Genomic DNA, 19,884 nt, shown 5'->3' on the forward strand with positions numbered 1-19,884 from the left:
GCGCCATGGGGTCGTACGACGGGGCTCGTGCCCCGCTCCCGAGCGACCGGGCCCGGTACGGTCGCCTGCGGTCGGGATGTGGACCGGATCCGGTCCGGACGGGACCGGGATGGGGCCGGATGAGGCCGAGCGGCGCTCAGACAGCGGCTTTCTTCAGCCGTCGGCGCTCACGCTCGGACAGCCCGCCCCAGATTCCGAATCTTTCGTCATTGGCGAGCGCGTACTCGAGGCATTCCGAACGGACTTCGCAGGCGAGACACACCTTCTTCGCCTCGCGCGTGGAACCGCCCTTCTCGGGGAAGAAGGACTCCGGATCGGTCTGGGCGCACAACGCGCGCTCCTGCCAGCCGAGTTCCTCGTCCGCGTCCTCGACCAGCAGTTCCTGGAACAACTCGGTCATGTGCGCCCCTCGTCTGTCATTGCGTCCCCGCGTATGTCGCCCCGCTTTCCCGTTTTCGGGCGAACGACACGGGTGAAATTACAAGTGCGGTGCTCCGGGCCAGTCAAGCCGAGATCTGCTATTGAGCCCGGTATTCACTCTGCGGAACCAAAGCTATGCGGAAAGTGTTCAAATCATCAAAAATGAGACACATGCCGCCTCCGCACCCGCACCCTTGTCTTTCGGCACGTCTGCACCCCTCGTCAAGGGAGACGTCCACGACTTCGATCTTGTTGCGATCGAGACGGTGAAGCGACCCGGATCACAGTCCGGTCACGAGACCGCGACGACGTTTGCGCGGGCGGTTGCTGCGCCATGTGTCCGGCTTCGCGAGCGCACAAACCTTTCTCCGGACGGAGTAACCGGATGAGGTGAAACATTGCGGCCAAACCGGGCATTGGGTTGACAGCGGGATATCGGGCCGGTCACCTTTGACGCATGCCAGCGACCACAGCGCCCTCCGCGACCCACGCCCGTGGGTTCCGCAGCGCTGCCCCGACGCGCCTCGGCGCGCAGTGTCGCTGTCGTTGTCGCTGTTGCTGTTGATGCCGTAGAGCTCCAGCCACCGCCGCCTCCCCCGCGTTCTCACGCGTGCTCCGCCGTCTTTGCGTACCGCTTCTTTATGCCGAGGGACCACCCCACTCCATGAACAGCGACAGCGACCTCCAGATCGCCGGCGACATCCTCGCCGTCCAGCACCTGCTCCAGCCCGCCAAGGCCCACCCCTCCACCGTGGCCGAGTTCGCCGGGCTCGCCCGCTCCATCGCCGCCGACCGCGCGCAGTGGGAGCCGCTCGTCCGGTACGACGCCACGACCCGCTGGTACCACCGGCTCCGGACCGGTCCCGGCTACGAGGTGTGGCTGCTGTCCTGGGTGCCCGGACAGGGCACCGGACTCCACGATCACGGCGGCTCCTCCGGCGTACTGACCGTCCTGGCGGGCGAACTGACGGAACGTACGGAGCGGGCGGAGGGGGGCGCGCGGAGGCTGTCGCAGGGTGCGCAGCGGATTTTCGCGCCCGGGTACGCGCACGATGTCGTCAACGACTCGCTCGAACCGGCCGTCAGCCTGCACGTCTACTACCCGGGCCTGACCGAGATGCCGATGCACGTGTCAGATGCGAGCCAGTCGTGCTCCCCGGCGACGCAGGATGTCGTACCCGCCTGACACACTGCTGCGTATGCGCATTGTGGCTCTGGCCGGTGGCATCGGCGGTGCCCGTTTCCTGCGCGGCCTCAAGCAGGCCGCGCCGGACGCGGACATCACGGTCGTCGGCAACACCGGTGACGACATCCATCTGTTCGGGCTGAAGGTCTGCCCCGACCTCGACACGGTGATGTACACCCTGGGCGGTGGCATCAACGAAGAGCAGGGGTGGGGGCGCGCGGACGAGACCTTCACCGTCAAGAGCGAGCTCGCCGCGTACGGGGTGGGGCCCGAGTGGTTCGGGCTCGGCGACCGCGACTTCGCGACGCATATCGTGCGGACGCAGATGCTGGGCGCCGGCTATCCGCTGAGCGCCGTCACCGAGGCGCTGTGCGCGCGGTGGCAGCCGGGCGTGCGGCTGCTGCCGATGTCCGACGACCGGGTCGAGACCCATGTCGCCGTCGAGATCGAGGGGCAGCGCAAGGCGGTCCACTTCCAGGAGTACTGGGTGAAGCTGCGCGCCTCCGTCGACGCGCAGGCGATCGTGCCCGTCGGCGCCGACCAGGCCAAGCCGGCGCCCGGGGTGCTGGAGGCCATCGGCGAGGCGGACGTGGTGCTCTTCCCGCCGTCCAACCCCGTCGTCTCCATCGGGACCATCCTCGCCGTGCCCGGCATCCGCGAGGCCATCGCCGACGCGGGCGTGCCGGTCGTGGGCCTCTCCCCCATCGTCGGGGGCGCGCCCGTGCGCGGCATGGCGGACAAGGTGCTGGCGGCGGTGGGCGTCGAGGCGACGGCCGCGGCGGTCGCCGAGCACTACGGCTCCGGGCTGCTCGACGGGTGGCTCGTCGACACGGTCGACGCGGGCGCGGTCGAGCGGGTCGAGGCGGCCGGGATCCGCTGCAGGGCGGTGCCGCTGATGATGACCGACGTCGACGCGACGGCGCGGATGGCGCGTGAGGCGCTGGACCTCGCCGAGGAGGTGCGTGCGTGAGCGTGACGTCACCGCCGTCGTCACCGCCGTCGTACCGGGTGTGGGCCGTGCCGGGGCTGCCGGAGGTCCGGCGGGGGGACGACCTCGCCGGGCTGATCGCGGCGGCGGAGCCGGGGCTGGCCGACGGGGACGTGGTGATCGTCACGTCGAAGATCGTCTCCAAGGCGGAGGGGCGGGTCGTCGCCGCCGAGGACCGCGAGGCGGCGATCGACGCCGAGACGGTACGGGTGGTGGCGCGGCGCGGGACCCTGCGGATCGTGCAGAACCGGCAGGGTCTCGTCATGGCGGCGGCGGGTGTGGACGCGTCGAACACCCCTGCCGGGACGGTGCTGTTGCTGCCCGAGGACCCGGACGCGTCGGCGCGTGCGATCCGGGAGGGGCTGCGGGCCGCGCTCGGTGTCGACGTGGGGGTCGTCATCACCGACACCTTCGGCCGCCCCTGGCGCAGCGGGCTGACCGATGTCGCGATCGGAGCTGCGGGGGTGCGGGTGCTGGACGACCTGCGCGGTGGCACCGACGCGTACGGCAACGCGCTGGTGGCGACGATCGTGGCGAGCGCCGACGAGCTCGCCGCGGCCGGTGACCTGGTGAAGGGCAAGGCCACGGGGCTGCCGGTCGCGGTGGTGCGCGGGTTGCCGCACCTCATGGACGATTCCCCTGACGGCGCGCGGGCGCTGGTGCGGGACGCGGCGAGCGACATGTTTCGGCTCGGCACGTCCGAGGCGGTACGGGAGGCGGTGACTCTGCGGCGGACGGTGCGGGAGTTCACGGACGCCCCCGTGGACCCGGGCGCGGTGCGGCGTGCGGTGGCCGCGGCCCTGACGGCGCCCGCGCCGCACCACACCACGCCGTGGCGCTTCGTCCTGCTGGAGTCCGCCGAGTCGCGGCTGCGGCTGCTGGACGCGATGCGGGACGCGTGGGTCGCGGACCTGCGCGCGGACGGCCTCGGCCAGGAGGCGATAGCCCGGCGGGTGCGGCGCGGTGACGTGCTGCGCCGGGCGCCGTACCTGGTGGTGCCGTGCCTCGTGGCGGACGGCGCCCACACGTACGGCGACGCGCGGCGGGACGCGGCGGAGCGCGAGATGTTCGTGGTCGCGGCGGGCGCGGGCGTACAGAACTTCCTGGTCGCGCTCGCCGGTGAGGGGCTCGGGTCGGCGTGGGTGTCGTCGACGATGTTCTGCCGTGAGGTGGTGCGGGAGGTCCTGGAGCTGCCGGACGCGTGGGACCCGATGGGGACGGTGGCTGTCGGGCGGCCGGCGGCGGCCCCGCGGGAGCGGGCGGAGCGGGAGGTGGGGGCGTTCGTGGAGGTGCGGTGAGCGTTCCGCCGTTCCACACACGAGCCAAGGCCTCACACGACAGGGCCTCAGAGTGTCGTGATGTCCCTCGGCGTCATCCTCGGGGCCCGGCGCGGCGGGGTGTGGCCGCTGAGCAGGATCAGGCGGGCGGCGCGGTGGCGCTGGCCCGCGTAGGGGGCCAGGAGCTCCAGCATCTCCGCGTCGTCGGCGTCGCGGTTGTCCGCCAGGGCGTGGCCCACGATGCTCGGCAGGTGGTAGTCGCCGACCGTGACCGCGTCGGGGGCGCCGTTGCTGCGCTGGACCACCTCGGCGGAGGTCCAGGGGCCGATGCCCGGGATGAGTTCCAGGCGACGCTGGGCCTGCTCCGGGGCCATCGCCGCCGCTTCCTCCAGGCGGCGGGCCACCCGGACCGCGCGCAGGATGGTGGCGGAGCGCTTGGAGTCGACGTTCGCGCGGTGCCACTCCCAGGACGGGATGAGCGCCCAGGTGCGGGGCTCCGGCATGACGTACAGCCGGTCGTTCGGGCCCGGTGCGGGCTCGCCGAAGCGGCGGACCAGGACGCGCCAGGAGCCGTACGCCTCGTCCGTCGTGACCTTCTGCTCCAGGATCGACGGGATCAGCGACTCCAGGACCAGGCCGGAGCGGCCCAGCCGCAGGCCCGGGCGGCGGCGGAGCGTCGCGGCGAGGAGGCGGTGCCGGGGTGTGAACTGCGCGGGGTCGTCGTCGGCGCCGAGGAGCGCCGGGAGGCCGTCGAGCAGCCACTCCGCTCCCGGACCCCACGCCTCCGCCTCGACACGGCCGCCGCGTACCGCCACCCGCAGTGTGCCGGGGCCCGCCGGGGTGCGGCTGGCCCGCCAGACCGCGCCGTCGGGTGACGTACGGAAGGTGGGGTCCCCCGGGCCGCGCCGCAGCGGGGACAGGACCAGCGCCACGTCCAGCGGCCACGGCGGCGTCCAGGTGCGCGTCCGGGCGGCGGCGCGCGGTCCGGAAGCCTGGGCCGGTACGGCGGCGGCCGGGCGGGGGGCGTAACGACCGGCCACGGGAGGAGTCCTTCGGAGGTTCGGGGGCCCTTCGAGCTTAAGGCCTGTCTTTCGGATCAGGCCTGAGTCCCCGCGCGGTCGCGCCCCCGGCCGCCGCTACTGGTCCGACGAGAAGCGGATCGTCCCGTCCGGGATGTGTGCCGCGCACCACACCCGTACGCCGTCGCGCAGCTCGTTGTCCGCGCCCACGTGCGCGCCGTCGCCGATCACCGCGCCGTGCAGGACCGTGCGCGCCCCGATCCGCGCTCCCTCGCCGATCAGCGAGTCGGTGACGACCGCGCCCTCCTCCACGACCGCGCCGTCCAGCACCGCGCTGCCGTCGATCCGGGCGCCCGCCCCGACCGTCGCGCCCGCGCCGATGACGGTCCCGCCCGTCAGCTTGGCGTCCGCGGCGACCGTCGCCGTCGGCAGCACCAGCCGGTCGCCGCAGCGGCCGGGCACCGCGGGCGACGGCGCGCGGCCCAGCACGAGGTCGGCGGAGCCCCGGACGAACGCCTGCGGCGTGCCGAGGTCCAGCCAGTACGTGCTGTCCACCATGCCCTGGAGGTGTGCGCCGTCCGCCAGCAGGTCGGGGAAGGTCTCGCGCTCGACGGAGACGGGGCGCCCGGTCGGGATGGTGTCGATGACGGACCGCCGGAAGACGTACGCACCCGCGTTGATCTGGTCCGTGACGATTTCCTCGGGCGTCTGCGGCTTCTCCAGGAAGGCCGTGACGCGGCCGGTGGGATCCGTCGGTACGAGCCCGAAGGCGCGCGGGTCCTCGACGCGGGTGAGGTGCAGCGAGATGTCCGCGCCCGACGACCGGTGGGTGTCGACGAGCGCCCGGATGTCGAGGCCGGTCAGGATGTCGCCGTTGAAGATGAGGACCGGCTCGTCCGGCCCCGAGTGGAGGCGCGAGGCGACGTTGCGGATGGCTCCGCCCGTGCCGAGCGGCTCCCGTTCGGTGACGTACTCGATGTGCAGGCCGAGCGCCGAGCCGTCGCCGAAGTACGGCTCGAACACCTCGGCGAGGTACGAGGTCGCCAGCACGATGTGCTCGACGCCGGCCGCCCGCGCGCGGGCCAGCTGGTGCGTCAGGAACGGCACGCCGGCCGCCGGGACCATCGGCTTGGGCGTGTGGACGGTCATCGGCCGCAGCCGGGTTCCTTTGCCACCGACCAGGAGGATCGCTTCTGTCACCAGTCGTCTCTGCTTCCTGCTGGGGCCGGTCGATGGAGGGATACACCGGTCATATGACCGATACGACCGGACAGTGTATGCAGACCGTTCGGTACAGCCGCCCCCGGTTCGTCATCGGCCCTGGTACTTGGCCGACGAGGCCCGGGCCGTGCCGAGCTTGCCGTAGAGGCGGTCACCCGGGCAGTCGGTCGAGAACCCGTCCCTGTGACCGGAGATGACGTTCAGCTTGACTTTGGTTCCCTTCGGGTAGAGGTTTCCGCCGCCGGACGTCAGGGTCGACTTGCCGCGTGGATCCTTCCCGTGCAGGCCGAGCTTCCACGCCGTGAGCCGTGCGACGGCGGTCACCGAGGCGGCGGGCGGCGTGCTGGAACTGTACGTGCCGAGCACGGCGATGCCCATGCTGTTGCTGTTGAAGCCCAGGGTGTGCGCGCCCATCACCGGCTTGGCCACGCCTCCCGCACGGCCTTCGTAGATGTTTCCGCACTTGTCGACGGCGAAGTTGTAGCCGATGTCACGCCAGCCGCTGCTCACCACGTGGTAGCGGTAGATACTACGGAGGACGGAGGGGGCCTCCGCGCAGGTGTAGTTGTTGCCGGTGGCGCTGTGGTGCAGGAACGCCGCCTGGACGGACTTGGTGTAGACGAAGTCGCGCTCGCGCAGCTTCTCGTCGGCGCCCCAGCCCTTGCGGGTGACGATGCGGGGGCGCGGGCCGATGTACGGCTTCGCCACGACTTCGGTGTCGGTTTCCGCTCCGGAGTCGAGACTCGCCTCGGTCTCCTCCTTGGTGAGCTCGGGGATCTCGAGGGCGCCGATGACGGCGAGGTCGGCGTTGACGGCGGAGCTGGCGGCCTCTTCGGGGGTGAGGGTGGCGCCGGAGGTCTGGTCCTGGTTGGTGTCGGCGCCGGTTCCGGTGCCGGTGCCGGTGGTGGGCGTGGTGCCGGTTCCGGTACCTGTGCCCGTTCCCGTGCTGGGGTTTTCCGGGCCGGGCGCCGGGGTGCCCGTGCCGGGCGGCGGGTCGTCACCCGGGTCGACGAGCTCGATGCGCAGACCCCTCGGCAGAGGCGCCACCGGACCGCCGGCGCGTGGCGCCTCGGACCGTACGCGGACCTCCACGCCGTCCGAGTCGCCCACCCACAGCGGCGCGGTGGAGCCGCGCACCGAGGCCGACTCGCGCTCGGGCGTACCGAGGTCGGCGGCGTGCGCGTGGTTGTGCGTCTCCACCGCCTGCCAACCGGACCACTTGCCGGTGCCGGTGGCCCGGGTGCGGACCTGGACGGTGCCGTGCAGTTCGTCGTCGGGGTCGTCCCAGACCACGCCGACCAGCGAGAACGGCCTGACGTCCCGTCGCAGAAGCCCTTGCTGGGGCACGCCCGGGGCCCGTTCGGCGGTGAGGGGCACCAGGGGGAGGGACTGGGTGGAGCCGGGCAGCGACGCGTCGTCGGCGCGCGCGTCACCCGACAGCGGGGGCAGTACGAGGGCGGCGGCGGCACACGCGACGCCGATCGAGGATGCAAGGAAGGCACGCATGAGGCGATCGTGGACATTCCCGGCGTGATGCGCTTCTCGGGGAAACGCCCTGAAAAGTGACGGCCCATCGGTCCGGACGGTGGACGGTGTCACCGGGACGGCCGCACCCGCGGGCCCCGCGCGCGTACGCTTGCCCGGGTGAACGCCAGCGACCGTACCCCCGCCGACCTGCTGCGTTCCGCGCTCGCCGCGGACCCGGCACGCCCCTTGGTCACGTACTACGACGACGCCACCGGTGAGCGCGTCGAATTGTCCGTCGCCACCTTCGCCAATTGGGTGGCCAAGACATCGAACCTCCTCCAGGACCACCTGTCCGCCGAGCCCGGCGACCGGGTCGCGCTGTTGCTGCCCGCGCACTGGCAGACCGCGGTGTGGCTGCTCGCCTGCGCGTCGGTCGGTGTCGTCGCCGATCTGGGCGGCGACCCCGCCACCGCGGACCACGTGGTGGCCGGTCCCGACCGGCTCGACGAGGGGCGCGCCTGCCGCGGCGAGCGGCTCGCGCTCTCCCTGGCCCCGCTCGGGCGCCGCTTCCCCACGGCGCCGGAGGGGTACGACGACTACGCCGTCGAGGTCCCCACGCAGGGCGACGTCTTCCGCCCGTACGCGCCCGTCGACGCGGACGCGCCCGCGCTGACGGTCGCCGGTGCGGAGCTGACGGGCAGCGACATCGTGGAGCGGGCGCTCGCGGACGCGCGCCGGCTCGGGCTGCGGGCGGGGTCCCGGCTGCTGTCCGGGCGCGGGTACGACACCTGGGAGGGCGTGTCGGCGGGGCTGTACGCGCCGCTGGCGGCGGGCGGGTCGGTCGTCCTGTGCCGGAACCTCGACCGGCTGGCGGCCGAAGGGCTGGAGAAACGCGTCGAGAGCGAGCGCATCACGCACCGCGCGCTCTGAACGGGCGCTCCGGCCCGCCGGAGCCACCGAATACGCCGCACGTGCACCCGTCCGGCGCACGGTGCGCCCGCTCCTCCGGGTGCCGGGGCCGACTCCGATGGATGATCGTCACAGACCACCTCGATCCTCCTCGATCGGCCCGACGGTGCATGAAGGACGGACCACGACGTGACGGACAGCACTGGCACGCCCGCCGAGCCGCCCCGCAGGGGCGGATCCGAGCCGCCGCGTGCCAGTGCCCCGTCGAAGAAGCGCAAGAAGAAGCGGCCCCGCGCCACCAGTGGCAGCCCCCGCACCGCCGCCGCACCCTCCACACCCGCGACACCCGACGCGGCCGCCGCTCCCCCGCCGCCCGCCGGGCATCCCGCGCGGCGCTGGTTGCGTTGCGGCGCCTTCGGGGCCGCGCTGCTCGTGCTGGGGGCCGCCGGGGGCGGCTGGTGGCTGTACCAGAAGCTGGACGGCAACATCACCACCGACACCTCCGCCGCCGGCGAGCTGGAGCGGTACGAGCGGGAGCGGCCCTCCTCCCTCGTGCGCGGGGCGCGGAACATCCTGCTCATCGGCTCCGACACCCGCGTCGGCGACGGCAACGCCACGTACGGCGACGACGCCGACGGCCAGCGTTCCGACACCACGATCCTGCTGCACCTGGCGGCCAACGGGCGCGGACTGACCGCCGTTTCGCTGCCGCGCGACCTCATGGTGCACATCCCCGCCTGCGGCAAGCGGGACGGTACGCGCACCCGGCCGCACTTCGCGCAGTTCAACTGGGCGTACCAGCTCGGCGGTACGGCGTGCACGATCCGCACCGTCGAGAAGATGACCCGCATCCGCGTCGACCACCACATGGTGATCGACTTCCGCGGCTTCAAGGACATGGTGGACGCCGTCGGCGGCGTACGCGTCTGCGTCACGGAGCCGATCGACGACCCGGACGCCCGCATCAAGCTCAAGCCCGGCGCCCAGACGCTGCGCGGCGAGCAGGCCCTCGGGTACGTACGGGCCCGCAAATCGCTCGGCAACGGCAGCGACACCGAACGCATGGACCGCCAGCAGCAGTTCCTCGGGGCGCTGGTCAACAAGGTGCAGAGCAACGGCGTCCTGCTCAATCCGGCGCGCCTCTACCCGGTGCTGGACGCCGCCACGAAGTCCATCACGACCGACCCGGGGCTGGACTCCCTGAAGGACCTGTACGACCTGGCGCGCGCCCTGCGGAGCGTACCGACCGAGAAGGTGCAGTTCCTGACCGTGCCACGGCAGCCGTACAGCGGTGACCCCAACCGGGACATGCTCGTGCAGCCGAAGGCCGACACCCTCTTCAAGCGGCTGCGCGACGACGCGCCCGTCGTGGTGGTCCCGACCGACCGGCGGCCGGGCCGCGGGCAGTCCGACGAGGACGAGTCGTCCAGCCCGTCCGCGACGCCGACGTTCGCGGGGACGAACGCGGCCACCGGGGCCTGTGGGCAAAAAGAAGGCAAGGGAGTGGGCAAAAGTCGGGACACCGGGGGCGGCGGTCTATGACGATTGAGCGGAATGCCCGGTTGTAAGGGCCGTGGAATTTGTCACGGGCGTCGCCCGGCGCTGAACTGAGCGGATAGTGTGACGCGATCCGGTTGCTGAGACAGGCCGCGAGGTCGCGCACAACCGGTTTTTCGAGCCGAGCGTCTCCTTTCCGGGGGAGGGGCGTCTCGAGTGGCACCGACGGAGGACTCAAGCAACCGTGGATGCGCAGAGCCGTGGGCGGGTGGACGACATCGATCCCGCAGACCAGTGGGTACTCAACCCGGACACCGGCAACTACGAACTGCGACTGGGCGAATCCGCACAGCAAGCCAAGGTGACCCCGCCCCGCGGCCCCCGTGGTGCCCGTGAGACCCGTAGCGCCTCCTCCGCCGATTCGTCTTCTTCCCCCGCTTCGCGCACGACAACCGCCCCCGGCCGCTCGGTCCCGGGCCAGCGCGGCCGGCGCAGCGCCAACGCCGCGGACGGCGGCGGTGGCAGTGGCCGCCGCAAGCGCAAGCAGAAGCAGTCCGGCAAGAAGAAGGCGCTGCTGTGGACGGCGGGCGTCATGGGCGTCGTGGTCGTCGGGGCGTCGGTCGGCGTGTACCTCATCTACGACCGCCTCAACGGCAACCTCAACACGGTGGACGTGGGCGACGCGGCCAGCGGCGGCTCCCTCAAGGACGGGCCGATCAACATCCTGCTCATCGGCTCCGACGTGCGCACCGGCGAGGGCAACGAGAGCTACGGCAACCGGGAGAACACCACCGGTCACGCCGACACGACGTTCCTCTTCCACGTCTCCGAGGACCGCACCAACGCGGCCGCGATAAGCATCCCCCGCGACCTGAAGGTCGACATCCCGGACTGCCCCACGAAGCAGCCGGACGGCTCGACCAAGGTGATCCCGGGTTCGCCGTACACGAAGTTCAACGAGAGTTACGGCGTGAACGGCCGGGACCCGGGCTGCACGATGCGCACGGTGAAGCAGATCACCGGTGTGCCGATCGACCACTTCATGATGGCCGACTTCAACGCGGTCAAGACGCTCACCACCGCGATCGGCGGCGTGGACGTCTGCCTGACGAAGCCCATCAAGGACAAGAGCTACTCCCAGCTGGACCTGCCGGCCGGCGAGCACACCCTCCAGGGCGAGCAGGCCCTGGCCTTCCTCCGCAACCGGCACGGCCTCGGCAACGAGAGCGACCTCGACCGGATCAAGATGCAGCAGCAGTTCGTCGCGTCGATGATCCGGAAGATGAAGGAAGACACCCTCGGCAGCCCGTCGAAGATGCTGGACCTCGCGGACGCGGCGACCAAGGCGCTCACGGTGGACAGCGGCATCGGCGACATCCCGAAGCTGACCGCCCTCGCCAAGGAGCTGGGCGGGATCAACCTGAAGAACATCTCGTTCATGACGGTCCCGGTGAAGGACAACCCGAGGGAGACGGTGAAGGCGACCGTGGTCCTCGACGAGACCAAGGCGCCCGATGTCTTCCGCATGTTGCAGAATGACGTCTCCTTCACCGAGGTGAAGAAGAAGGAGAAGGAGAAGTCGGACGCGGCCAAGAGCAAGCAGGCCGCGCTGCTCAAGGGCCCGCGGGCCGAGGCTTCCGACGTACGCGTCGACGTCTACAACGGCAGCGACACCGTCGGTGCCGCGCAGTCGACGCTGCTCTGGCTGCAGAACGACCAGGGCGTGCTCAAGGCGTCGAACAAGAGCAACGCTCCTGAGAAGATCGCCAAGACGACATTGGAGTTCGCACCGAACCAGGCCGATCAGGCCCGCAAGCTCGCGGACTTGATGGGTCTGCCCGCCTCGGCGCTGAAGCAGGGGACGCAGGACGCCGAGGGGCTCCAGGCGATGGTGCTGACGCTGGGCGGCGACTTCAAGGGCGCAGGGGTGCCCATCGCCGCTCCGACGAAGGTGCCGGACGTGGAAAAGGTAGAGGCGGACAAGCAGGTGTGCGCGCAGTGACGCGAACCTGACGTGACAGGGGGACCTGGGGTGGGACAGAGCCGCGTACGCGGGGAGGGGACACGACACCGCGTACCGCACGCCCGTGACCTCGGCTGGGACGACAGCCTCTACGAGGAGGACGGAACGAGGAAGAAGGGCGCCCCCGCCGGCGATGAGGATGGCGACGGCGATGGCGCGCCCGGCCCTTCCCCGGCCGCGGCAGCTGCGGATGCAGCTGCCGCCAAGCAGGGCACGAAGAAGGGCAAGAAGAAGGGCAAGCGGCGCGTCGGGCGCTGGGTGGCCGCCGTGCTGGCGCTGCTGATACTCGGCACGGCCGGCGCCGGTTACGTGTACTACGAGCACCTGAACAGCAACATCAAGAAGGACAAGCTCAACCTCGGCAAGAACAAGATGGCCGAGCACAAGGTGAACGCCGCGGGCCAGACCCCGCTGAACATCCTGCTCATCGGCTCCGACGCCCGCGACTCCAAGGAGAACCAGGCGCTCGGCGGTGCCAGGGACACCTTCAACAGCCCCCCGCTCGCCGACGTGCAGATGCTCATCCACCTCTCCGCCGACCGCAGCAACGTCTCCGTGATCAGCATGCCGCGCGACACCATGCTGAAGATCCCGGAGTGCACCGACCCCGAGACCGGCAAGGTCTACCCGGCGCGTGAGTGGGCGCAGACGAACGAGTCGCTCGGCCGCGGCGGCCCCGGATGCACGGTGGCCACCTGGTACGAGCTGACCGGCATCACCATCGACCACTTCATGATGATCGACTTCGCGGGTGTGGTGTCGATGGCGGACGCCGTCGGCGGCGTACCGGTGTGCGTGGACAAGAACATCCACTCGCGCACGCGGGACGGCAAGGGCTCCGGTCTGAAGCTCGCGAAGGGCACGCACCCCATCCAGGGCGAGCAGGCGCTGCAGTGGCTGCGCACGCGGTACGGCTTCGGCGACGGCAGCGACCTCTACCGGGCGCGCGCCCAGCACATGTACATGAACTCGATGGTGCGGGAGCTGCGCGCCAACGCCAAGCTGACGGACCCGAACAAGCTGCGCAAGCTCGCCGAGGCGGCGACCGAGGCGCTCACCGTCGACGAGGGTCTCGGCACCATCACCAAGCTGTACGACCTGGGGCAGGAGCTCAAGAGCGTCCCGACCGAGCGCATCACGATGACGACGATGCCCAACGTCTACTCGACGCGCCTGCGGGGCAAGGTCGAGCCCAAGCCGGGCGAGGCGGAGCAGATCTTCGAGATGATCCGCGAGGACATCCCGTTGGACGGCAAGGCGTCCAAGCGCAAGCAGCCGGCCGCCTCCAAGGACCCCGCGGCGCCGGTCGCCGAGACGGAGGTGATGGTGCAGAACGGCACCTACACCCCGCAGCTCGGGTCGGCGAAGGGGCGCGCGACCACGATCGCCGAGGTGCTGTCCGGCAAGGGCTACACGCTGGCGAAGGCGGACGCGGCGACCAATCCGCAGGAGAAGACGGTGGTGCGGTTCCCCAGCGCGGAGCTGGAGGGTGACGCGCAGGCGCTCGCCAAGGCGCTCGGCATCCCGGCCTCCGCGGTGAAGAAGTCCGCCGACGTCACGCGCATCACGCTCGTCGTGGGCGCGGACTGGCGCGAGGGCGACACCTACCCGAAGTCCGCGGGCAAGACGGACGGCAAGACCCCGAAGTCGGCGAACCCGCTGAGCGCGGGCGACACGACGACGTGCATGGAGGTCGACCCGAACTTCACCTGGTAGGGCGGGCCGGCACGACGAAGGGCCCCGGGAGGCTGCTCCCGGGGCCCTTTCGTACGCGTACGGAGGCGGTCAGCCGGCCTTCGCCGTCACCGCCGGGCGGCGGCTCGCGATGACCTTCTTCGCCAGTGAGCGCGGGCTCGTCAGGAAGCCGTACCCCCACGACATGTGCATCGTCGCCAGCGCCACCGGGATCTGGAGGCGGGCCTTCAGCGGCAGGCCCCGGCCCGCCGGGAGGGAGCCCGCGACGATCGCCGCGAGGTAGCCGCCGGGGATGACGAAGCCCAGCGGGGTGAGGGTCGCGCCGACGACGACACCCGCCGCGATGGCGCAGACGGCCGTCGGCGGGGCGAGGTAGCGGAGGTTGATGGAGCCCTGGTGGTAGCGGGCGACGACATGGCGCCAGCGGCCGTAGTCCTTGTACTGCTTCGCGAGCGCGCGCACGCTCGGCCGCGGCCGGTACGACACCTTCAGCTCCGGCGAGAACCAGATCAGGCCGCCGGCCTCGCGGATGCGGAAGTTCAGCTCCCAGTCCTGGGCGCGGATGAACTCCTCGTTGTAGCCGCCCTGCTGTTCCAGCGCCTCGCGGCGGAAGACGCCGAGGTAGACGGTCTCGGCGGGGCCGGCCTCGCCGCCCGTGTGGAAGGCGGCGTTGCCCACGCCGATCTTCGAGGTCATGGCGGCGGCGACCGCGTGCTCCCAGTCGTTCTCGCCCTCGGCGTGCATGATGCCGCCGACGTTCTGCGCGCCGGTCTCCTCCAGGAGGCGGACGGCGGTCGCGATGTAGTTCGGCGAGAGCATGCCGTGCCCGTCGACCCGCACCACGATGGGGTGGCGGGAGGCCTTGATCGCGGCGTTGAGGGCCGCGGGGGTCCGCCCGGTGGGGTTCGGCACGGTGTGGACCCGGCGCTTGTCGGACGCGGTCTCCCGTACGAGCTCGGCGGCGATCTCGTCCGTGCGGTCCGTGGACGGGCCGAGGGCGATCACCACCTCCATCTCGCCGTCGTACTCCTGCTCGAGGATGTGACGGACCGAGGTGCGCAGATGCCGCTCCTCGTTGAGGACCGGCATGATCACGGAAACCGGGGGCAAGGGCGGAGGCGTCGCGTTCATATCGCCCGCCACGTTACCGCGAACGGGCGACACCGGTGCGCGCCGCCCGGACGATGCGGCCGGGCGCTGATCGTATGGGCCTACTGTGCTCATGATCCCCCTGTACGCCCGCGGAGGTGTCCTTCGTGCCCACGCCGCCCCGCCGTCCTGCCGGCCCCAGGCCGCCCGCGCCCGGGCGGCCGAAACGGCCGGGTCCGGGACCGGGGCCGGGGCCGGGTCCGGGGCCGAGTACCACCGGCCGGGCGCCCCGGCCTCGGTGGGGCATGCGGATGGTGACCACTCTCTCGGTGCTGGTGCTGGGCGTGGGCGGGATCGGGCACGCCGTGGTGACCAGCCTGGACACCGGTATCGGCCGCGTCGACCCCTTCCGCGACATGAAGAACCGGCCCTCGGCCGGCCACGGCACGAACATCCTCGTCGTCGGCACCGACGGCCGCGACAAGATCACGCCCGCCGAGAAGATGCGGTACCGGCTGGGCGGCGCCGGGTGCCGCTGCACCGACACGATCATGCTCGTCCACATCTCCGCCGACCGGAAGCGGGCCAGCACGGTCTCGCTCCCCCGCGACTCGTACGCCGAGATCCCCGAGCACACCGACACCCGCACCGGTGAGCTGCACCCCAAGCACCCGGTGAAGCTGAACGCCGCGTACGCGGAGGGCGGGCCGCAGCTGACCGTGCGGACCGTGGAGCACATGACCGGTGTGAAGGTCGACCACTACCTGGAGATCGACTTCACCAGCTTCATGCGGACGGTCGACGCGGTCGGCGGGGTGCGGATCTGCACCGCCAAGCCGATGAAGGACACCTACACCGGCCTCGCCCTGCCCGCCGGCACCCACGAGCTCAACGGCGGCCAGGCGCTCCAGTACGTACGCTCCCGCCACATCGACGGCGCCTCCGACCTGGGGCGGATGCAGCGCCAGCAGCGTTTCCTGGCCGCGCTGATCGACCGGGCGACGAGCGAGGGCGTGCTGCTGAACCCGGTGCGGTTCCAGGAGGTGGTGGGCTCCGTCCTCAGCTCCGTACGAGCGGACGAGGGATTCCGTACGGAGGAGATGCTGGCGCTGGCGAAGGCGATGCGCGGCTTCAAGGCGGCGTCGTCGGAGTTCACGTCCGTCCCGGTCGCGCAGGCGAGCTTCCCGGTGAAGGGGCTCGGCTCGACGGTGCGGTGGGACCCGGTGAAGTCGAAGAAGCTGTTCCGGGCGCTGCGCGAGGACAAGCCGCTCGCGCCCTACGCGACCCGCAGCTCCGTGCGCAAGAAGCTCGTGGAGGTCTCGCCCCAGCAGATCCGGGTGCAGGTCTACAACGGCACCCGCGTCCACGGCCTCGGCGCGCGGGTCGACTCGGCGCTGCGGGCGACGGGCTTCCGCACGACCCGCGCCCCGCTGAACTGGGCGCGGCGCGACGTCCACCGCACCATCGTCTGGTTCGACCCCCGCTGGGACCGCTCGGCCCGCTCCCTCGCCACGGCCCTCCCGGGCGCGGAACTCCGCCCGGTCCCGGGCCAGGGCGCCCTGCTGAAGGTGACGGCGGGTACGAACTTCACGGGCGTGCTGCCGGTGCGGGCGGAGAACGCGTTCCAGGGGGAGTTCGGGGTGGTGACGGGGGACCAGGTGATCTGCGGGTAGGGGTGCGGGGTTCTACTTCCTTTTTCTGGCCTGTACGACTCCGAAGATGACGAAAGCCAGGACGGCGATTCCGAACAACACCCAGAGGGGGACGCCGTTGAGCCCCTTGTAGGCCAGCACATCAGAGTCGATGGATGATCCGAGCATCATCGGCCTCCTCTCTTTCTGCTCCTGACAACAAGGAGTACGCCGATCGCCAGGCCCACGACGAGGACCGCGACAGCCAAGGCGGTGGGCAGACTCGCGTATCCGGACCGTGCGAGGTCCATGGCTTCTCCTTTCCGAGGTGGTTCCGGTCAGGTCGAGGGCCCAGTAGCTCTTCCGCCGGTGCGCATGGAGTCGAGTGTGCCCCCGGGTTCGCGGACGAATCCGGTGTCGGTGCCGGCGGGGGCCGCGTCGCGGGCGGGTACGCGCCGGTGAAGACGGACTGAAGCGTGCGGTTGTCAGCCGACGCCGCGTACGCCGAGGGAGACGTAGTCGTAGGCGCCGTAGGCGTCGGTCGTGTAGACGTTGGTCAGCCGGGGGCCGCGCCAGAGCAGGCGCCGGTCGTGGAGGAGCGGCAGGTAGTGGGCGCCGTCGGCCAGCCTGCGGTTGATTGCGGCGTAGGTCTTCGCCGCCTTGTCGGGGTCGGTCTCGGCGATGGCCTGGTCGATGAGCTGACGGAGGACCGCGTCGTCGACCTCGGCGAAGTTGTAGGAGTCTGTCACCCTGTCGTCGATCAGCGGCCGCAGGAAGCCCTGGCCGGTCGGGAAGTCGGCGCCCCAGCCGCGGATGACGAGGCCGTAGCCCTTCTCCTTGATCGTCTTCCGGAAGGCGGTCGGGTCCGCCACCAGCGCGGCGTCGACCTTTTCCATGCGCGCCGTGATGCCGACCGCTGCGAGCGACTGCCTGAGGACCTCGGCCGTGTGCTCGTCGGAATCCCTGTAGCTCCGGACGGCGATGGTGGTGGTGAAGCCGTCCGGCCGGCCGCAGGCCTTCAGGGCCTTCAGCGCGGCGGGCCGGTCTCCCTTGGCGTTGCGCCGGACGCCGTACGGGTCGTACGCGGGGTCGCTGCCCTTGATGAAGGGCGGCAGCATGTGGGGCGCGATGTCGCCGCCGTCCTGCGGGCCGCCGCGCGTTGCTTGCACGTCCACGCGATTGACCGCGTACAGGACCGCCTTGCGGCAGTGGAGGTTGTCGAACGGCGCGACGGTCTGCGGGAGGGCCACGTAGGAGAGGAAGCCGCTTCGCGGGTTGTCCAAGTGCGCCCTCAGTTCGCGAGCTTGGGCGACCCCCGGCGCCATCCCTGCGGCGTTCAGGTCGAGGTCGGCCTTCCCCTCGCCGAGCAGGTGCTCCGCCTGCTGGCTCTTGGCGACGAAGGTGACCGTGATCCGGTCCGGCAGCGCGGCACGCATGGTGTCGGACGCCCTCTGCCACTTGGGGTTGCGTTCGAGTGTGAGCGACTCGTTCGGGTTGTGGGTGGCGAACTTGTACGGGCCGCTGGAAAAGGGGTGGGAACCATAGACGGCGCCGGTGTCCTTCTCCTTCTTCACCGGGGACCCGGCCGGCATCGCCAGCATGTGCTCGAAGTCGCCGTTGGGCTTGTTCAGTCTGAAGCGGATGGTCCTGGCGTCGGGCGTCTCGATGGCCTTCAGGGTGTCGAGGAGGTAGCGCGGGCCGCCGGGGAGGGCGTCCTGGTTCCGGGCGCGCTCGATGCCGTGCTTGATGTCATGGGAGGTGATGTCGGAGCCGTCCTCCCAGGTGATCCCGGGGCGGAGCGTGTAGGTGTACGTCTTCCCGCCGTCGGTGACTTCCGCCCGGTCGGTGGCCAGGTCGGGCACCAGCTCGGTGCCCTGGGCTCCCGGCTCCGGGGCGTACGTGACCAGTTGGCGGGTGTAGAAGCGGGCGAAGTTCCACGCGTAGGTGTAGTACATGCGCTGGGGGTCCCAGGAGTCGGCGTCGCCGACGGCGACGAACCTCAGCGTGCCGCCCGGGGTGCGCGAAAGGTTGGCCACCTTGTCGGTGGCGGCGCCGTACCCCGCGCCCGCCGCCTTGTCGGTGCCTTTCGGTGCGGCGTCGTCCCGCCAGGCGATGAGGGCGGGGATGCCGGCGGCGAGGAGGACGACGGCCACGGCCGCGCCGAGGGCGATCCGGTGGTGCCGCCTCTGACGCCGTGGTGCCCGCACCTCAGGCGGACGCGGCGGCTGCGGCGGCTCCGGCTCCGGCTCTGGCTCTGGCTCTGGCTCTGGCTCCAAGGGCTCCGGTACGAGCAACGCGCGGTTGCGCGCCAGCGCGATCCGGCCCCCGGCGTTGCGGTTGCGCTGCTGCGGCAGCGGCCGTGCCTTCGCCGCCAGCCTCCCGTACACGTGCCGGTACAGGGTGTCCATGTCCAGCAGTTCCGGGCCGTCCGGAATGCCCTCCGTGAGCGCCGTGATCAGCTCGCCGGTGAAGGCGGTGTACGTCTCCCCCGGCGGCGACAGCGCCTTGCGGGTCTCCGCCGAGGCGGCCAGCAGCGAGGTGCCGTCGATGCGCGCGTGGTCGGCCACCTGGTCCGTGGCGCTCATCCCGCCCACCAGCGCCCGCCCGCTGTAGCAGCAGTCCAGGATCACCACCTTGCGGCGGGCCCGTACGCGCGGGTCCAGCAGCGCCCGGCGCACCCAGTCGTACGGCAGCGCCGTGTACAACCGCTCCTGGTCGGAGTCCGGCAGGGCGAGGTACAGCTCGTCGCTGTACGGGTCGGTGAGCCCGTGCCCGCCGAAGTAGACGACCAGGGTGTCCTCGGCGCTCTGGGCCACGCGCGTCAGGGTGTCGAGCAGCGCCTGGGCGCTCGCCGGCTGCGCCAGCGTGACGCAGTGCGACGGCGGCAGCCCCCACAGGTCCGGATCGGTGAACGCCTGCGCCAGCCCCGTCAGGTTCCGCTCCACGGCGGGCAGGTCCGTCAGCGTCCGGTACGCGTGGACGCCGATGAGGACGGCCCGCGAAGTGGCCGGATCGGGCAGAGCCGTCATGGCTAAGGCCGGTCCGTCCCGTCCGTGCCGGCGCCGGAGTCCGGTTCGGTGCCGCCGAGCGCGTCCACGATGCCGCTCACCTCGTCCGGTGAGCCGTTCTCGACGGTGACGGTGACATCGCCCCGCGTGATCCGCACCACCGGGGCCGTGGCCGTACCCCTGGAGCCCCGCCATGTGGCACACGCCACCGCCAGGCTGCTGAGCGCGATGCTGTTGGCGACGACGGCGTTGATGATCTCGAAGGCGCCGCCCATGTCCCCGGCCCGCTCGGGGCCGGGCACAAGGGTGACAGTGGTGTGCCGGGCCACGTCCGGGTCCTGGGCGAGCCATCGGTACAGCGAGGCGACTATGCGGTCGTCGCCCCCTGTCTGGACCACGATGTCGACCTGCATGCGCGTGCCCTCCGTCCCCCACCCGGGCGGCCCGCCACCCG

15 protein-coding genes are annotated in these 19,884 nt (G+C 71.4%); 8 read left to right on the forward strand and 7 right to left on the reverse strand.

The window, feature by feature from the left end:
• Positions 1-136: 136 nt before the first annotated feature.
• On the reverse strand, positions 137-400 hold the full coding sequence (locus ACIRNI_RS22985; protein ID WP_023588371.1) for a WhiB family transcriptional regulator: 264 nt from the start codon (positions 398-400) through the stop codon (positions 137-139).
• Between the two features lie 684 nt (positions 401-1,084).
• On the opposite strand from ACIRNI_RS22985, the gene ACIRNI_RS22990 reads away from it, so the two are divergent.
• From ACIRNI_RS22990 to ACIRNI_RS23000, 3 genes are read left to right on the forward strand one after another with little or no spacing between them, the layout of a single operon-like run.
• The gene (locus ACIRNI_RS22990) at positions 1,085-1,606 is read left to right on the forward strand and encodes a cysteine dioxygenase (protein ID WP_403553816.1); all 522 of its coding nucleotides are present in this window, start codon (positions 1,085-1,087) and stop codon (positions 1,604-1,606) included.
• A gap of 13 nt (positions 1,607-1,619) precedes the next feature.
• A complete protein-coding gene (cofD, locus tag ACIRNI_RS22995; protein ID WP_403553818.1) occupies positions 1,620-2,576 on the forward strand; it encodes a 2-phospho-L-lactate transferase in 957 nt (318 codons plus the stop codon).
• A gap of 2 nt (positions 2,577-2,578) precedes the next feature.
• Positions 2,579-3,892 carry a coenzyme F420-0:L-glutamate ligase gene (locus tag ACIRNI_RS23000; protein ID WP_403554116.1) on the forward strand — a complete coding sequence of 438 codons (1,314 nt, stop codon included), beginning with the start codon at positions 2,579-2,581 and terminating at the stop codon, positions 3,890-3,892.
• A 47-nt stretch (positions 3,893-3,939) separates the two neighbouring features.
• Here the strand turns inward: ACIRNI_RS23000 and ACIRNI_RS23005 are convergent, their stop codons facing one another.
• The 3 genes from ACIRNI_RS23005 to ACIRNI_RS23015 all read right to left on the reverse strand — a co-directional run bounded on the left by ACIRNI_RS23005 (position 3,940) and on the right by ACIRNI_RS23015 (position 7,617).
• The gene (locus tag ACIRNI_RS23005; RefSeq protein ID WP_403553820.1) at positions 3,940-4,911 is read right to left on the reverse strand and encodes a DNA-3-methyladenine glycosylase family protein; all 972 of its coding nucleotides are present in this window, start codon (positions 4,909-4,911) and stop codon (positions 3,940-3,942) included.
• Positions 4,912-5,007: 96 nt separating this feature from the next.
• The gene (locus ACIRNI_RS23010; protein WP_403553822.1) at positions 5,008-6,090 is read right to left on the reverse strand and encodes a sugar phosphate nucleotidyltransferase; all 1,083 of its coding nucleotides are present in this window, start codon (positions 6,088-6,090) and stop codon (positions 5,008-5,010) included.
• Between the two features lie 111 nt (positions 6,091-6,201).
• Positions 6,202-7,617 (reverse strand): peptidoglycan recognition protein, encoded by a 1,416-nt coding sequence (locus ACIRNI_RS23015; RefSeq protein WP_403553824.1) that lies wholly within the window; start codon positions 7,615-7,617, stop codon positions 6,202-6,204.
• 138 nt (positions 7,618-7,755) lie between these two features.
• On the opposite strand from ACIRNI_RS23015, the gene ACIRNI_RS23020 reads away from it, so the two are divergent.
• From ACIRNI_RS23020 to ACIRNI_RS23035, 4 genes are all read left to right on the forward strand, one after another.
• Positions 7,756-8,508 (forward strand): TIGR03089 family protein, encoded by a 753-nt coding sequence (locus tag ACIRNI_RS23020; protein WP_403553826.1) that lies wholly within the window; start codon positions 7,756-7,758, stop codon positions 8,506-8,508.
• A 168-nt stretch (positions 8,509-8,676) separates the two neighbouring features.
• On the forward strand, positions 8,677-10,029 hold the full coding sequence (locus tag ACIRNI_RS23025; protein WP_403553828.1) for an LCP family protein: 1,353 nt from the start codon (positions 8,677-8,679) through the stop codon (positions 10,027-10,029).
• Between the two features lie 199 nt (positions 10,030-10,228).
• Positions 10,229-11,986 (forward strand): LCP family protein, encoded by a 1,758-nt coding sequence (locus ACIRNI_RS23030; RefSeq protein WP_403553830.1) that lies wholly within the window; start codon positions 10,229-10,231, stop codon positions 11,984-11,986.
• 30 nt (positions 11,987-12,016) lie between these two features.
• On the forward strand, positions 12,017-13,723 hold the full coding sequence (locus ACIRNI_RS23035; RefSeq protein WP_403553832.1) for an LCP family protein: 1,707 nt from the start codon (positions 12,017-12,019) through the stop codon (positions 13,721-13,723).
• 69 nt (positions 13,724-13,792) lie between these two features.
• Here ACIRNI_RS23035 and ACIRNI_RS23040 read toward each other — a convergent pair whose 3' ends face one another.
• Positions 13,793-14,833 carry a glycosyltransferase family 2 protein gene (locus tag ACIRNI_RS23040; RefSeq protein WP_355362277.1) on the reverse strand — a complete coding sequence of 347 codons (1,041 nt, stop codon included), beginning with the start codon at positions 14,831-14,833 and terminating at the stop codon, positions 13,793-13,795.
• Positions 14,834-15,096: 263 nt separating this feature from the next.
• Between ACIRNI_RS23040 and ACIRNI_RS23045 the strand changes: the two genes are divergently transcribed.
• Positions 15,097-16,464 carry an LCP family protein gene (locus tag ACIRNI_RS23045; protein WP_403553834.1) on the forward strand — a complete coding sequence of 456 codons (1,368 nt, stop codon included), beginning with the start codon at positions 15,097-15,099 and terminating at the stop codon, positions 16,462-16,464.
• A gap of 443 nt (positions 16,465-16,907) precedes the next feature.
• On the opposite strand, the gene ACIRNI_RS23050 is transcribed toward ACIRNI_RS23045, so the two are convergent.
• Both ACIRNI_RS23050 and ACIRNI_RS23055 read right to left on the reverse strand, forming a co-directional pair.
• Positions 16,908-19,451, reverse strand: coding sequence for an ABC transporter substrate-binding protein (locus ACIRNI_RS23050; protein ID WP_403553835.1), 2,544 nt, complete (start codon positions 19,449-19,451; stop codon positions 16,908-16,910).
• 2 nt (positions 19,452-19,453) lie between these two features.
• Positions 19,454-19,843, reverse strand: coding sequence for a hypothetical protein (locus tag ACIRNI_RS23055; RefSeq protein WP_403553836.1), 390 nt, complete (start codon positions 19,841-19,843; stop codon positions 19,454-19,456).
• Positions 19,844-19,884 lie beyond the last annotated feature (41 nt).

Source organism: Streptomyces sp. NPDC093546 (assembly GCF_044765045.1).
Classification (GTDB): Bacteria; Actinomycetota; Actinomycetes; order Streptomycetales; family Streptomycetaceae; genus Streptomyces.